Annotated in this window: 14 protein-coding genes; 6 read left to right on the forward strand and 8 right to left on the reverse strand. The window is 36.7% G+C overall.

The annotated features are described in order from the left end of the window. Positions 1 to 112 precede the first annotated feature (112 nt). The gene (gene yddG, locus SB028_RS17290) at positions 113 to 1,027 is read right to left on the reverse strand and encodes an aromatic amino acid DMT transporter YddG (RefSeq protein ID WP_069366983.1); all 915 of its coding nucleotides are present in this window, start codon (positions 1,025 to 1,027) and stop codon (positions 113 to 115) included. 877 nt (positions 1,028 to 1,904) lie between these two features. On the opposite strand from yddG, the gene SB028_RS17295 reads away from it, so the two are divergent. From SB028_RS17295 to SB028_RS17320, 6 genes are all read left to right on the forward strand, one after another. Next, the gene (locus SB028_RS17295; protein ID WP_069366984.1) at positions 1,905 to 2,465 is read left to right on the forward strand and encodes a fimbrial protein; all 561 of its coding nucleotides are present in this window, start codon (positions 1,905 to 1,907) and stop codon (positions 2,463 to 2,465) included. Between the two features lie 97 nt (positions 2,466 to 2,562). After that, positions 2,563 to 3,243 (forward strand): molecular chaperone, encoded by a 681-nt coding sequence (locus SB028_RS17300; protein WP_069366985.1) that lies wholly within the window; start codon positions 2,563 to 2,565, stop codon positions 3,241 to 3,243. A gap of 35 nt (positions 3,244 to 3,278) precedes the next feature. Beyond that, on the forward strand, positions 3,279 to 5,798 hold the full coding sequence (locus tag SB028_RS17305) for a fimbria/pilus outer membrane usher protein (RefSeq protein WP_318859675.1): 2,520 nt from the start codon (positions 3,279 to 3,281) through the stop codon (positions 5,796 to 5,798). Further along, the gene (locus SB028_RS17310) at positions 5,798 to 6,316 is read left to right on the forward strand and encodes a fimbrial protein (protein WP_069366986.1); all 519 of its coding nucleotides are present in this window, start codon (positions 5,798 to 5,800) and stop codon (positions 6,314 to 6,316) included. Before SB028_RS17305 ends, SB028_RS17310 begins: the two co-directional genes overlap by 1 nt. Then, the gene (locus SB028_RS17315) at positions 6,316 to 7,389 is read left to right on the forward strand and encodes a fimbrial protein (protein WP_069366987.1); all 1,074 of its coding nucleotides are present in this window, start codon (positions 6,316 to 6,318) and stop codon (positions 7,387 to 7,389) included. The genes SB028_RS17310 and SB028_RS17315 overlap by 1 nt, the downstream gene beginning before the upstream one ends. 25 nt (positions 7,390 to 7,414) lie before the next feature. Then, positions 7,415 to 7,726, forward strand: coding sequence for a helix-turn-helix domain-containing protein (locus tag SB028_RS17320; protein ID WP_069366988.1), 312 nt, complete (start codon positions 7,415 to 7,417; stop codon positions 7,724 to 7,726). A gap of 99 nt (positions 7,727 to 7,825) precedes the next feature. Here the strand turns inward: SB028_RS17320 and potD are convergent, their stop codons facing one another. The 7 genes from potD to SB028_RS17355 form a co-directional block, all read right to left on the reverse strand. Next, a complete protein-coding gene (potD, locus tag SB028_RS17325; protein ID WP_069366989.1) occupies positions 7,826 to 8,869 on the reverse strand; it encodes a spermidine/putrescine ABC transporter substrate-binding protein PotD in 1,044 nt (347 codons plus the stop codon). Between the two features lie 113 nt (positions 8,870 to 8,982). Then, entirely contained in the window at positions 8,983 to 9,762 is a 780-nt protein-coding gene (gene potC / locus SB028_RS17330; RefSeq protein ID WP_069366990.1) for a spermidine/putrescine ABC transporter permease PotC, read from the reverse strand. Next, positions 9,759 to 10,619 (reverse strand): spermidine/putrescine ABC transporter permease PotB, encoded by an 861-nt coding sequence (gene potB, locus SB028_RS17335; RefSeq protein WP_023583058.1) that lies wholly within the window; start codon positions 10,617 to 10,619, stop codon positions 9,759 to 9,761. Before potB ends, potC begins: the two co-directional genes overlap by 4 nt. Continuing rightward, positions 10,603 to 11,718: a spermidine/putrescine ABC transporter ATP-binding protein PotA gene (gene potA / locus SB028_RS17340; protein WP_069366991.1), complete on the reverse strand. Its 1,116-nt coding sequence runs from the start codon at positions 11,716 to 11,718 to the stop codon at positions 10,603 to 10,605. Before potA ends, potB begins: the two co-directional genes overlap by 17 nt. Positions 11,719 to 12,263: 545 nt before the next feature. Further along, positions 12,264 to 13,550, reverse strand: coding sequence for a S8 family peptidase (locus SB028_RS17345; protein ID WP_069366992.1), 1,287 nt, complete (start codon positions 13,548 to 13,550; stop codon positions 12,264 to 12,266). Between the two features lie 160 nt (positions 13,551 to 13,710). Further along, a complete protein-coding gene (cbrC, locus tag SB028_RS17350; protein ID WP_069366993.1) occupies positions 13,711 to 14,301 on the reverse strand; it encodes a PF03691 family colicin E2 tolerance protein CbrC in 591 nt (196 codons plus the stop codon). Between the two features lie 339 nt (positions 14,302 to 14,640). Beyond that, positions 14,641 to 16,170 carry a hypothetical protein gene (locus SB028_RS17355; RefSeq protein ID WP_318859676.1) on the reverse strand — a complete coding sequence of 510 codons (1,530 nt, stop codon included), beginning with the start codon at positions 16,168 to 16,170 and terminating at the stop codon, positions 14,641 to 14,643. Positions 16,171 to 16,182: the final 12 nt, after the last annotated feature.

The following is a 16,182-nucleotide window of genomic DNA, read 5'->3' on the forward strand; positions in this document are numbered from 1 at the left end:
TCGCATAGTGAAAAAATTTCAACTTACACAAATGCTTCTTTTTAAATAGAGTCTATTGAGCCAATGACCTCTATTTACATCAATATTTAACTTAAGAACCCTCTATTTTGCATTATTTTACCGTTTTACGTGGTTTTATCGTTTTTTGACGAGTTGCCAACCAGCAAATTAAAGAGCCACCAGTCACCATCATGACCCCCTGCCAAAATGAGAAAGAGAGTGCAGTAGACAATAATATTGATGAAAATGCAGTAGAAATAACTGGAGTGAAATAAGAGAGTGTCGCCAGTAATGTCACATTACCCCTGATCATACCGATTGTCCAAGCCGCATTTGCAAGTCCAATAGCAGCCCCTGTTATTAATAATAGCGTGATACTTTTTGTATTGACGATCCACTCTACGGGGGCTGAAACTAGGTATTGTCCCCATAATGCAAGTGACGTTAATAGAAAGAAAGGCACAATACCGTTATTCCCGCCAGACATAAGCCGAGTTAAATTACTATAAAATGCCCACAGAATAGCACCTGAAAACGCCAATATATAACTCAATGGGTTGCTTTGAATATTCATCCATAACCCATTAATTGTCAGCGGATTATCGCCACTAACAACCCAGACTAGTCCACTAAATGCACATAATAATCCGATGATCAGTAAAATTGAGAATCGCTGCTTATTAAGTATTACAGCAAGGGCTAACGTAAAACTAGGCCATAAATAGTTAACCATTCCTAGCTCTATGGCTTGTGTTCTGTCTGTGGCAAATCCTAACGCTAGAGATAAACACACTTCATAAGTGACAAATAATACCCCTCCCCAGAAAAGATAGCGTTTAGGGAAGCGTGATAACTTCGGTGCACCTAAGATCAAAATAAGAAAGAGTGTGCCTGTGGTATAAATCAGTGCGGCACCTCCCACAGCACCAAAATACTCACTAATATTACGAATTAAACCAACAATGGTGCTCCAAAGAAGAATAGCAACAATGCCATATAATGTCCCTTTTGATGAGCTAGATATCATTTTGTGCCTTCTGATTTAAGATTTTATCATTAGAACCGATATTAAAATAAAACCAGCATAATTGCTTTAGCCATTTTTATGAAAAGATAATCAAAAAAAAATTGAATAGTGAAACATTTTGTTACAATTAATATTAAGCAGAAAACAGATTGATTTACTCCCATAGGTAGTGAAAAAAGCATCATCAATTTTATATTTCTAAAATATGTCTTTTAATTTCAATTTAAAATGAATAAATAATATTTCTACTTTTTTTATCAAAAATATATTTGAAGTTTATATTTGAATAAAAAAATAGACAACATTGCCTTTTTTGAACATGAAAAGTGTTATTTCTTGTATCATTTTATAAATAGTTTCACCATGAAATATATTTTATGAAACATCATCTTATAGGTATTTTTACAGGCTCTTTTTAAGATGCTCTTTATTGGTCTACGAAAAACGATGAAAACAAAAAGAAAAAACACAATAAATATCAATATGATATGCAATATCATAAAAATCATTAGATAAAATAATCTATTTTCCCACTTTTTAACACTAGCTATTGCCGATAGTTATTACGATATCAATAGATACCATCTATAAAAGAAGCTAAAAACGATCGTTTAAAACGATTTCTCTATTTTTTTTGGCACATCTATAATTTTTGTAAATTTGACTTAGGTATGAATATAACTGTTTTATCGTTTTTACGATAATTGCGGCAATCTGCCCTCTGTTAAATATATATAAATAGTCTTACGTTACACGTCTAAAAACCATTTATCCCCCTTTTATTCTCTATTTAAAAATAGAGGATAAATAGAGTTAGCTATTATCTTAATTTATTAAGTTAATGGTTAGATATATATTTAAAAAATAGGAATAATTAATGAAAAAGTTATTATTATCTGCAATTATCACTTCTGCAATGGCTGTGATTGCCACTCCTGCATTTGCAGAAGACACTGTTACTCCTGCACCCACAGAAGTAACAGTCAATGGCGGTACTGTTAACTTTGAAGGTTCTGTTGTTAATGCAGCTTGTGGTGTTGATAGTAGCTCAGCAAACCAAACTGTTCGTTTAGGTCAATTCCGTGTTGCCGAATTTACTAAAAAAGGTGATGAAACAGGTCGCATTCCTTTTAGTATTAAATTAAATAACTGCGATATTACCGTTTCAACATTAGCTGCAATTACTTTTAATGGTACCGCTTCGGATGGCGATGCAAGCGCATTTGCATTACAAGGTAGTGGTGCGGCGGCAAATGTCGCATTAAAAATTACTGACTCCAGCAGTAAAAATGTTATTCCAGGCCAACCATCAACGACTCAAAAATTAATTGAAGGCGAAAACCAATTAAATTATAACGCATCTCTTGTTTCAACAGATGACACCGTTAAGGCGGGTAGCGCAAACGTTACCACAAACTTTATGGTGACCTATTCTTAATAGCTAATTATTTTTGATTGATATCTTATTGCCAAGGACGGCATATTTTTCTCAAAAATACAATTACCCTATATTCATTACCTAATATATTTCAATCATGAAAAAAATACTTATATTTCTTATTATTTTTCTCTTTCCATTATTATCTTATTCTAATGGTGTTTCATTAGGTGCTACACGTATTATTTATAATTCAAATATTAAACAAACCAACCTTGTTATTACTAACTCCGATAAAGAAAATAGCTTTTTAATTCAATCATGGGTTTCTGATAATCAAGGCGTTAAAAATAACGATTTTATAGTAACACCTCCTTTATATATTCTTGATGCAAATAAAGAAAATGCATTAAGAATTATGTATACCGGTGCATCTCTACCTGAAGATAGAGAAAGTTTATTTTGGATGAATGTAAAAGTGATCCCGTCATTACAAGATGAACTCGCTAATGAAAACACACTACAAATCGCAATACAGAGCCGCATAAAGCTTTTTTATCGCCCTGGAAATTTGCCTGCTTATAATGAAAAAGTTGCAAATGAGATTTCTTTTTCTTACCAGAATGGTGAGCTTATTGCGAATAACCCAACGCCTTATCATATCACTATGGTGAATTTAGCAGTAGCGGATAATAAACTCCCTGCAAGTATCATGATCAATCCTTTCTCTCAATTAATGTTAGGAAAAATAAAGAGCAATGCGAGCTTAATTTCATTTCAAACAATAAATGATTATGGCGCGCAGACGGCAGTATTAAAAAAAGAAATTTCTCATTAATGATTGCATCGGCTCCAAGCGTCTTGGTCAAAAACATGATTAATAAAAATACAGTTTATTTTTTCTTTTCTGGTGCTATGACTATATCAATGGCGTTGCCATTGTTGGCACACAGTGCAAACCGATTTAATCCTGCTTTTTTGGCTGATTCTCCTGATTCTGTCGCCGATTTAAGCTATTTTGAAGCTGGAAATAGTATCAAACCGGGAGATTATCCTCTTGATATTATTTTTAATCATGAGTATCTGAGAACAGAAAACATTCATTTTATTAGCCAAGATAAAACTGTAATTCCTTGTTTAAATAAATCTTTTTATCAATCACTAGGTATTAATATTAAAATATTTTCTGATATTGAAAATACCTTAGATAATCAATGTATTAATATTGAAGATATTATTCCTGACTCTGTTGTTAATTATGATATTGATAAACAAGCATTAAAAATTCAAATCCCTCAAGCAGCTTTAGATCTTAAAGCCCGTGGTTATATTCCACCAGAGAAATGGGATAACGGCATTACTGCAGGAATATTAAATTATACCTTTAGCGGCGCCAACAGTTGGGGAAATTCTCATAATAATAGTTACTATCTCAATCTACGTAGTGGGATCAATATTGGTGCTTGGCGATTAAGAGATTATTCCACTTGGAATTCATCAAATGGAAAAAATCAGTGGAACCATATCAATACTTATCTTCAACGCAATATTGTGTCACTAAAAAGCCAATTACAAATTGGCGACAGTTATACGTCATCAGCACTTTTTGACAGCATTAATTTCCGAGGTATTTCCTTAGAAAGCGATAACACGATGTTACCTGATAGCCAAAGAGGTTTTGCCCCTATTGTTAGGGGGATCGCAAATAGCAATGCCAAAGTCGTTATAAGACAAAATGGCTATATTATTTATCAAACCTTTGTTGCCCCTGGCGCATTTGAAATTAGAGATCTCTATCCAACATCAAATAGCGGCGATCTCTATGTTTCGATTGAAGAAAATGACGGCAGTAAACACGATTATGTTGTGCCGTATTCTGCCGTGCCCATTTTACAACGAGAAGGTCAAAAACAATTTGTGATCCAAGCAGGTGAAATTTGCCAAAATAATCAAAATAAAAAACCACGCTTTTTGCAAGGCCATCTGATCTATGGATTACCTTATGACACAACGGCATACGGTGGCGCTTTAGTTACCGCAGAATATCAATCTTATGCGCTTGGGGTTGGTAAAAATATGGGCACCTTGGGTGCCATGTCAACGGATATCACTTTTGCTCATAGCAAACTCCCTGATGATTCAATATCAGAGGGCTACTCTTTACGCTTTCTCTACGCAAAATCACTTAACCAATTTGGTACTAATTTTCAGTTATTAGGCTATCGCTATTCTACTTCTGGCTTTTACACACTGGAAGAGACGCTCAACACAAGTATGTCTGGTTATCTCTATGAAGATAATCAACAAACACCTTCGCGTTATTTTGATCTGCGTAATCATAAAAAAGGCAGTCTCCAGATCAATTTGTCACAACAACTTGCCGATTATGGCTCTGTTTTTATGACAACACACTGGCAAAACTATTGGGGAACAAATGAGAAAAACGTATTAGTCCAAACAGGTTATAACGGCAATATTAAAGGGCTTTCTTACAACATTATTTATAGTTATAACCGCATGATGAACAGTGGGGAACGGGATCAAACACTTTCTCTTGGGGTTTCTATTCCGTTACAACTTCTTATGCCTTCAAGTTATCAATCAAGTAATAGTGCCTATCTCACTTATAATTACAGTCATAATAATAACGGCTATTCTGCCCATAATGCAGGTGTTGCTGGCACATTACTCGATGACAATACGTTAAATTACAGTGTTCAACAGGGATATAGTAATCAAGGAGGGAGTTATACAGGCAGTGCTTCTCTTGGATATCAAAGCCGATATGGCAATCTCAATGCTGGCTATAACTACCATCAAGATGCTCAACAACTCAATTACAGCCTTGCAGGCGGTATGTTGTTACATAGTGAAGGGATCACATTAAGTCAGCCATTAAGCTCAAATACTATTCTCGTTGATGCTGACAAAACAGCAGATGTCCCTATTGATAATGCGACGGGTATTTATACTGATTGGCGCGGATTTGCTGTTATTCCTTATGCGACAGCTTATCGTCAAAATAAAGTGGCACTTGATACCACCACACTCCCAGACAATGTCGAGATTGAACAAAATATTCAGCAAGTTATTCCCACTCAAGGTGCCGTTATTAAAGTTAACTTTGACGCTAAAACGGGATATCGCTTATTACTGACACTAAAACAACAAGGGCGGCCTTTACCTTTCGGTGCAATTGCCACCGATAAGCAAAACCATCTCTCCGGTATTGTGGGCGATGACGGTTTGCTCTACCTCTCTGGCGTCCCTCATTCAGGCCTATTGGATGTTCGCTGGGGCAATGGATCCTCTAAACATTGCCAAGTCAATTATCAATTACCTTCTGAACAACATAATGAGCCCTTTATAAAGATGACACAGGAGTGCCAATAATGCGCAGATTAATGGTTATTTTAGCTTTATTGATACTTTCTATAAGCAAAGGCAATACCTATGACACGCTGATCCAAATTAATGCCAGAGTGACAGGCAACACTTGCACGGTAGAAACCAATTCAAAAAACATTACGGTAAAATTGGGTAATATTGCGACGAAAGATTTCACTTCAACGACAATTGCTCAACAACGTACACCGATTATCCCTTTTAGTATTAAGTTGATAGATTGCCAACCCGAAGCCAGCGGCGTAAAAGTCAGTTTCAAAGGCACACCGTCTACATCCGATAATACATTGCTTGCGATTAATCAAGATGGGGCTCAAGGTGTTGCTATTGCGCTTATGGATAAGTCAGGTACACCTATTGCCATCAATGAAAAGAGCCAACCTTACCCCTTATTGCCTAATCAAGATAATACCTTGCAATTCTATGCCCGCTACGTCGCAACACATTTACCTGTAAGTTCAGGTCAAGCTAATGCAACCACGACTTTTTTACTGGAGTACCAATAATGAAATATTCCCTTTCTTTCTTATCATTACTGGTTTTTTTAGTGCTTATTCCTGAAAAAATGGCGTGGGCAGTAGCAGATCCGCTCATTGTATCTCCGGTTCCGATGAGTTTTGATGGTGCAGCAGACGGAACCCCCGCAGGTACTCCAATTACTTCAACATGGATTGGAGAAACATCCGTTTATAATGGTTTTAAATGTGAGAATAAATTTCTACAAAAATGCTGGGTTGAAACCCTTTATGCTAATGCATTAGGTTCAAAAATAAGTGGCATTTACTATTACGAAGGCAGTAATCGATATCCCGTTTATGCCCTTGCTGGTGTAAAAGGCATTGGTTATGCCTTTGGTTTAAAAGATAACAATGACAGCGTTTCTTATGTTCCTATTGATGTAGGCACAGGCTCAAGTGCGACGGTTATTTATCCCGCAGTCGGATCAACAGTCAACAAAGGTGTAGATCGTGTTTCATTAAAAGCAAAAGTTGTCTTTGTTGTCACTGACGAGCACTTAGAAACGGGTGTTTATAATATTCCTTACACTGTCATTGCAAATACGTGGTCTGAATATGGTGGCGGTCATAAAGGTAACAACACCTCACTTGTTGCAATAAATCCTGTAACAATCACCATTAAGGCCCGAGGTTGTACAGTTAATACCAAAAATCTCACTTATAAATTAGGTGATATCTCAATGCGGGATATGAGTGCGATCGGCTCGACATCAAAAACACAAACCAAATCTATTTCAGTAACTTGTGATACTAATGTTCACTTGTATGCCAGCATGACAGACCAATCCACTTATTCTAATAATACAGATACCCTCACCTTAACATCAGATTCAGATGCATCAGGCATTGGTATTCAGTTTTTCTTTAATGATAACCCTAGCCCAGTCACTTATGGACCCGACATTAGTGCCACGGGACAACCTAATCAACGTTTACTTCATATAACAACGTCTAATAACGAAAACTACACATTAAACCTGTCGACTCGGTATATCACAACTGGAACATTAAAACCTGGTAAAGCAAACGGGTTAGCCAGTCTGACATTTTCTTATCAATAATGATTTGTATTTTTAAGGCTGATAAATGATAGATAGCAGCAAAACCATTAATTTTCGAATAGGCCAGCGAATACGCCATTTACGAAAAAAATTAAAATGCTCAGGGACGTTATTTGCAAAAGAATTAGAGATAAGCCAGCAACAGCTTTCTCGTTATGAACGTGGAACTAATAGGATCAGTATCGAATTAATTTATCGTATCTCTGAAAAATTTGATGTTCATATTAGTTATTTTTTACAAAGTGATTATGCGTCATGTATTGAACAACGAAAAAAAACTCAAGAAAAAAATAATCGGTTAATTGCCGAAAGCTGTATTAAGAATGATTTTAATTGAGCATAGCCTATTACCTTTTTGCTTATCACTGACTCTCTTTTTCTTCTTTTTTATAAAAAAGCCACCTTTCAGGTGGCTTCAAATTATATTCAAACGCGATTAGCGTCCTGCTTTTAATTTTTGGTAATAGCTTTCGTATAATACCGTTGCATCACCCACATCATTTTGCCATTCACCTTTATTAATAATCTCTTCTGTTGGATAAAGAGAATTATCTTTTGTGATCACATTTGGCAGTAACTTTTGTGCGGCGAGATTAGGTGTTGGATAACCAATATTTTCTGCGACTTTTGCTGCAATTTCAGGGCGTAATAGGAAATCGATAAGTTTATGAGCACCTTCGACATTCTTGGCATTAGCAGGGATAGCCAAACTGTCCATCCAGAAAATACCCCCTTCTTTTGGCCACACCATTTCAATCGGTGCACCCGCATCGCGAGCAATAAATGCAGAGCCATTCCAAATCATCCCTAAATTAACTTCCCCTTGCATATAAGGGTTAGCGGGGTTATCTGAATTGAATGCTAATACATTTGGCATCAGCTTTTGTAGCTCTTTATACGCTTCTTCAATCTCTTTAGGATCTGTAGTGTTACCTGAATAGCCTAATTTCAATAAAGCCATTTGAAACACTTCACGAGCATCATCGGTTAGTAATAAGCTATCTTTATATTCAGGTTTCCATAAATCTGCCCATGAAGTAATGCTACTCACATCAACTTCATCGCTATTAATACCAATAGCCGTCGCCCCCCAAATATAAGGGATGGAATAATCATTTTCTGGGTCGAATGATTTATGCAATAAGCTAGGATCGAGATTATCAAAATTGGTTAGTTTTGATTTATCGATTTTTTGTAGCATACCTTCATGACTCATTTTAGAAATAAAATAAGTGGAAGGAACCACCAAATCATAAGCACCTTCTTTGTAGGTCTTTAACTTGGTATACATGCTTTCATTGGATTCATAGGTGGAATAAATCACCTTAATCCCAGTTTCTTTCGTAAACTGTTCAAGCAAACCAGGCGGCACATACTCCGTCCAGTTGTAGAAATATAATGTCTTACCATCATCAGCAGATGCTGTGCCGATACTTAATGCCATTACGCTGGCAGCAAGTACTGAGGACCACTTTTTCATTTATGTTTCCTTCAGTGGTTGATGCGTTAATATCAAATAGGCAGCGAGCCTACCTCCAACAGATTGGTCTTCAAGACCCCAAAAAGTGCGAGAAACTCGCACTAATACATTGTTTACGCTTTGCCAGTTCTGTCTCTTAAGATCAACTGACTAATTAACACTAATATTAAGGATAGACCTAAAAGGATGGTTGCAAGTGCATTCACTTCTGGCGAAACCCCCACTTTTACCATTGAATAAATTTTCAGTGGTAAAATTTCATAGCTTGGCCCCGTCACAAAAGAGGAAACGACGACGTCATCCATAGATAACGTAAAGCTTAATAACCAACCTGAAGCCACTGCTGGCATTGCTAATGGCATAATGATTTTACGTAAAATAGTAAATTCACCCGCCCCTAAATCTTTAGCTGCTTCCAACATTTTTACATCAAATCCACTTAATCGTGAGTACACAGTAACCACAACAAATGGCAGACAAAATGTAATATGTGAAAATAGAAGCGACCAAAATCCTAATGAAACACCTAGGATCATAAACAGGACAAGTAAAGAGATCGCCATAACAATATCTGGCGACATCATCACAACAAACAGCATTCCACCCACAAATTTTTTGCCACGAAAACGGTAGCGATAAAGTGCAACCGCCGCTAATGAGCCAATTAATGTCGCAAATGTCGCAGACGTGACTGCCATTGTTAATGAATGCCCAGCCGCTTGAAGCAGGCTGTCATTATTAAATAAAATGGCATACCAATCTGTGGTAAATCCTTTCCAATTAATCCCGAAACGTGATGAGTTAAAAGAGTTAACTATCAGAATGATGATCGGGATATAAAGATACGCGTAAATAATGGACATAAATCCACCACGCAATAACCGTCCTATCATTCTATTTCTACCTTCTTATGCAGTAACTTCACGGCTCGGTAATACACAAACAGCATTAATCCCATCACCAAGGTTAAACAAATACTTGTGGCTGCACCGAAAGGCCAATCACGAATATTTAAAAATTGGCTCTTAATGACGTTACCAATTAATAAATTTTTCGCGCCCCCCATTAAATCAGCAACAAAGAATAAGCCCATCGCAGGTAACATCACGAGTAAACAACCCGCAATAATGCCCGGCATGGTTAATGGAATAATAATGCGAATAAAGGTTTGAAATTTATTAGCCCCTAAATCGCGCGCTGCTTCTAAACAAGGTTTATCTAATTTCTCAATGCTGGAATATAACGGTAATACCATAAAAGGTAATAAAATATAAACCAGCCCCAGCACAACGGCTTCTGGGGTATAAATAATTCTGAGTGGTTTATCAATAAGTCCAATCCACAACAAGAATTCGTTAAAATAACCTTTCGTACTTAGGAATATCTTTAATCCATAAATACGAATAAGCGAGTTTGTCCAAAAAGGTACAATCAATAAAAACAACATTAATGGCTGTATTTTCTTAGGCATTTTTGCAAGGAAATAAGCAAAGGGATAACCTAATAGTAAACACGCTAATGTTGCGACCACCGCCATATTAATAGAATGCAGTAACACTTCTGCATACATAGGATCAAATAAGCGATAGTAGTTATCGAGTGTAAAGACCATCTCGACAAGATTGGCATCATCACGAGTTAAAAAACTGGTCGCAATGATCATGATATTCGGCAAGAAGACGAACACCATCAACCAACCCACAACACCTGTAATTACGATGTTTTGAAATAGTTTACGTGTTTTCTTCATCTGCCAGCACGACCTCCCAGCTTTCAACCCAAGTTACTGCAATTTTTTGGTCTAACGAGTGATCAACATCTGGATCATCTTCATTAAAAAATTCACTGACCATCACCACCTTGCCATTTTCCATCTCAACAACAGAATCTAGCGTCATGCCTTTATAGTTACGTTCACGAACATAACCAATTAGCCCAGGAAGGTTTTCAAGATCGTGAATTTCTTCAACACGGAGATCTTCAGGTCGAAGTAATACTTTGAGTGGCTGGTTTTGTGTCACAGGTAATGTGGTATAGATATCACATTCATGACCTTCAACATCAGCACGGATCCGCGTTTCATCAATGCGATGAAGAACGCGCGCATCAAAGATATTAATTTCACCTATAAATTGCGCAACGAACAGATTGGTTGGCTCTTCATAAATTTCTCGCGGAGTACCATCTTGCTCGATACGGCCTTCACGCATCACCACGATCCGGTCTGACATAGTCAGCGCCTCTTCTTGGTCATGAGTCACGAAAATAAAGGTGATCCCTAATTTACGCTGTAAGGCTTTTAATTCATTTTGCATCTGTTTACGTAATTTGTAATCCAGTGCCGATAATGATTCATCAAGCAATAAGACCTTGGGTTTATTCACAACCGCACGCGCAATCGCGACACGTTGTTGTTGCCCCCCAGAAAGGTGCGCAGGACGGCGTTGTGCGAAATCTTCAAGTTGCACCATACGCAAGGCTTCTTCAACGCGACTATTAATCTCATCAGCAGGTGTTTTTTGCATACGAAGACCAAATGCGACATTTTCAAAAACCGTCATATGTGGGAAAAGCGCGTAACTTTGAAAAACGGTATTTACAAAACGTTGTTCTGCTGGGATATCCGTAATATCTTGCCCATCAAGGATAATTTGCCCATCATCAACGTCTTCTAAACCCGCGATTAAACGCAAAACCGTCGTCTTACCACAGCCCGAAGGACCAAGGATGGTTAAAAACTCGCCATGGTTGATAGTGAGATCGAGGCGGGAAATAATTTGTTTTCCGTCGAAACCTTTACTTAAGGATTTTAATTCGACAACTGGTATCAGAGATGTTTTCTCAGTCATTTAAGGTAATACTCTATCCCGAAGAATAATGCAGATAGAACCGCCACTGGAAAAGACTGTGTGAGCTGCCGGAGCATTATGCTCCACAGAAGCCCAAAACCAGCGACGCCGTATGTATAGTACAAGCGGAAAATAATAAACGCAGTGGCGTGAAATTGAAAGCAAAAAGGCGCATAAACAATGAAAAACTATTCATATTTAAGTTTTTCATCATAAACCACGCCCTTGATAATTTATATTAAAAATGCAATGAAATCAAAAGGCTATTAATTCATATAAATCATAAAAATCGATTAAGTTTATGATTAAATAATTTTTCTCTTAGAAGTTGTCTAATTGCCTTATTTTCCAATAAAAACTTATTAGCTCGTTTATTTTCAACGCCATTTTATAGCCATTTTTTCATACAAAAAAGAAGTTAAATTATGCTTATTTTTACATTTCCATTTTATTTTAATGATAAAAACCTTATCTATCATAGAGATAAAATTTAAATAACACCTCCTAATATTTAGAAGGTGTTAAAGGTATTAATACGATTAAACTTAATGACGTTTTATTAATTTTTTTAAATACAGAATTGCATTATCCACATTAGGTAAAGGACCAATTTTTTCATTTATCAGTGGAAAAGTGCCTGTTTTTATTAATAAGTCACGCATTTGTATCGGCGTTAACACACTATTTGTATGGTCTTTATACCAAGATTGGATCACTGCAACGGCTCCCGCAACTAACGCACTAGCTGACGATGTTCCACTAAAATTAGCCGTATAAGTATGATTATCATCACTTCGAAAGAGATCGCCATAGCCCGCTGTTGCAACATCCTCTCCCCACGCTTGTACATGAATAGGTGAACCATGCGTTGAGAAAGGCAATCGGTTTAATGTATAAGGCGAACCTGCACCAACACGTATTGAGTTATTATCATGGCGTTGTCGATAACTGTCATAAGCCGGTGAATCCAGATCGACTCCCCCATTTCCTGCGGCCATAATCACAATAATTCCCGCATCTGTTAATGCGCGAGTCGCTTCCCAAATATGCATTTCATAATCTGCGGGTACGTAAGCTTGATGTTCACAAATTGTCTGCATTTCATATAAAACAATATCACCCGCATGTAATATGCGTTTACTGGCAATGATTGCATCAATACGTCCACAAGTTAATTCAGAAATGGCATAGAACATGTCTAATTTATAAGCAAGTCCAGTGATCCCTTTGCCATCATTTTTTCCCATAATTAATCCCGCAACCGCCGTTCCATGATCGGCCTGTCCCGTTCTTTCATTAAATGGTAATAATGATGTAATATTATCCGTTGATAAATCATGGTGAGAAAGATTAAAATCCCATTCAATATCAGCAACTTGTATTCCTTGCCCATATGCTTCTTGTTTCCATGCTTCGCTAATTCCTAGTCCTGTAACTTTATTAATATTTATCGTTTTTTCTGGTGTATTTAAGTATTGCTGATATTGAGTTAAGTTAGGTGTAACATTAGGAGGTTCAATAGGTTGTATCGGTACCGCTTGTACATATTCAATATCAGGATGTTGTTGTAATTCATTAATCACTTCATCTAAAGAATAATGATACTCCTCTGGTAAATTAAGATAATAATATTTATTTAGATCATTAAAGTTTATTGAAACAGAATCAATATAATTTTGGGGCGGTAATTGATGAGTAAATGACATTACTGGAATTAAAGGGATATTATTTAAAATAGGATGATACATTCCATGGGAATTAGAAAATGACAGTTTTTTATTATCACAATCAAGATTATTTAATTTTATAAGGATCTTTCTTTTAATGTTCATATTCAACACTCCTCTTTTTATTTTTTTGCTTTATAGCGTAAAATCTTGAGTGGTGACTATTTCCATTTTTAATAGAGACAATACAAATAGGATATTTTGTAAAAATAAATATTAAGTCTATATTCTAAAACTAGACTTAATATCATTTAAATAATGTTTATTAACTAAAATCAATATGTAGGCGTAGTTTTCCACAGCAGCAACATTTAAATAAATAACCTTGGCATCCACCATCATCCCATAAACGCTCTGATAAATCAGAAAGTTCAAAACCAACGTCTTGAATATCTTGTTCTAAAGAAGCAAATTGTTCTAATTTATCTTTGATATCGCCCCATTCTACATAATCAATAAAGGCACAAGGTTCATCGCAATGTATTAGCCAATGCTCTTGTTGCCAGCCATGATAACCAGGCGTCCGTTTTGTTAATTCATCGAGTTTGTTTTTATCTATAGGAGGTAAAATCGAACCACAATACTTCCCTTCTTCGTCATAGAGAACTTCTTTGCCTTCAATGCTTTCAATATCTTGAAAGTTACCATCAAATTTTTCACTTGCCGAACCATCAGCAATACACCAAGGGCATAATGCATCAATATCTTCTACTGAATAGAAAGGGCTACCATAATAGATATCAGTTTCCTTTCCACAACAATCACATACAACGATATCACCTGTAATAAAAGCCTCTGTCTTTATCGGGTCTGGATGATATTTGAAATAAGGTAATACTCTTTTTTCTGTTGGCATTATGTTTTCCTATTTTATCGTTTATGATCACTTATCTTCAGCTTTATAAATACATCCTAGCATCAGATCCTGCATGTGTAAGCTATCCTCTATGCTATAATGCGCGCTCATTTTATCTCCTTTATAAATTAGAGATAATCAACGCCTAAATAGACGAAAGAATTACAACATGTCAGAAAATATAGAACTCAATAAATCAACAGAAAATCATGATATTAATAGCAATTCAAAAAAATATAATTTGAACCGCTTCTCTGTTGCGCCGATGCTCGATGGAACCGACCGAGTTATATAATCAATCAGTTATCAATTTCTGGTGCGCTATTGGTGTCCTGATTATTAAAGTAATACGTCATTCTTACCTAACCCAAATTTCTCTTTCATCTCCTCTTCCTTTTGTCTGCGTTCCTCTTCCACTTTCTGCACCTCTTCCATCTCACGCATTCTCACGTTATAGATTGATTGCTCTGGCATCTGTACACGCACTGAAATAAAACGATCGGATGGAATATCAATCGGATCACCGTCGTTGTAACCATCAATATCATTACGAGCGAACTTAGGTGCATTAGGATGAGTGCGGTGATAAGTTTTAACGAGAATAGAACCGTCTTTGTTAACTTCAGAGTCTACCCGAATAAGTGGCTGTTTATTGACATCGAGTGGAATTTCAATACCACCATCGATACCACCCCAGCCTGCGTCAGCGTTAAACCCAAGAACTCCTTCAATGAGATACTCACCTTGAGCTACTCGAGTAACCGTAGCGCCTTCTGATTCATCGTTAGTGTTGAATGTGCCGTCGGGATTGATGTCGATGATTGGAGAGGCTCGCTTAATAAGCCCGTTACTATCTACCGTTGTATTCCTGTCAGTCCATAAATTATGAACATATTCAGATGTCGCATTGCCCGCAACAACTCGACATGAACCACCATTCCAAGAAGACACTAAGGCCTGATAGGTATCTTTTGATTTAAAATAAGCGATTGGTGAACCACCGAGTCCATACTTTGTTGTTTGCTCATTTCTGATAATTTGCGTAACTGTATTTCTATTCATTAATACAGCACGAAGCTCAGCTTCTGAAATGTTTGTTGATGGTGTCTCAGAACCTCCCCAACCAAAATCGCCGCTTCTCATCGCTGGCTTACCATTTATTAAGCAAGATGATTCAGTTAAAACAATAGAACCGCCATAGCTGATATCCAGCGCATTAACATAGGTTCCACCGCCACTAGACCAACCTGCTATCTTAAACTTATCATTATCCCCTTCTGTACTCATTCCTGCTCGCCAACGAATAACCCCACTATCCGATAAAAATGCTAGCCATGCCGCCTGGTCTTTATTTCGCTTCAGCACAGCCTTATCAGCACCAGCGTTAGCTAGTGATAAATTAGCTGATGTTGTTAAATTGCCGGTAATCACACCGCCTATTTTATCCAACTTTCCACTAATATCCCCCTGCATCTTATTAATACTATCTAGCGTAACAATCTCACCATTTGGCATCTCAATTTTTGTCTGGCCCGTTTGAGTCATCCATGTGTTCATTGCATCAAGGAAATACTCAACATAACTATTAATAGCGACCATTGTTCTTGCTGCATCACTATTATTATCTGGCTCAGTAATATGAATTGAGAATGTTGTATTCGTTGCTGTGGCTAATGCGGGTTGTGCTAATACTAATTCAGTGTCGGAATTAACAGATTTAATCATATACGGAATATTTGTTGTTCCCGATTTAATTAAAATAGTCATTCCGATATTAATAGCTGGATTATTATTTTTAAATTTAGTGCCAGTGCCTTTGACAATAGCAGACCCTGACACTGTATTAACAGTGCCTGTTGTGTATATCATGATTTATTTCCT

Origin of the sequence: Proteus vulgaris (assembly GCF_033708015.1) — a bacterium.
Lineage (GTDB): Bacteria > Pseudomonadota > Gammaproteobacteria > Enterobacterales > Enterobacteriaceae > Proteus.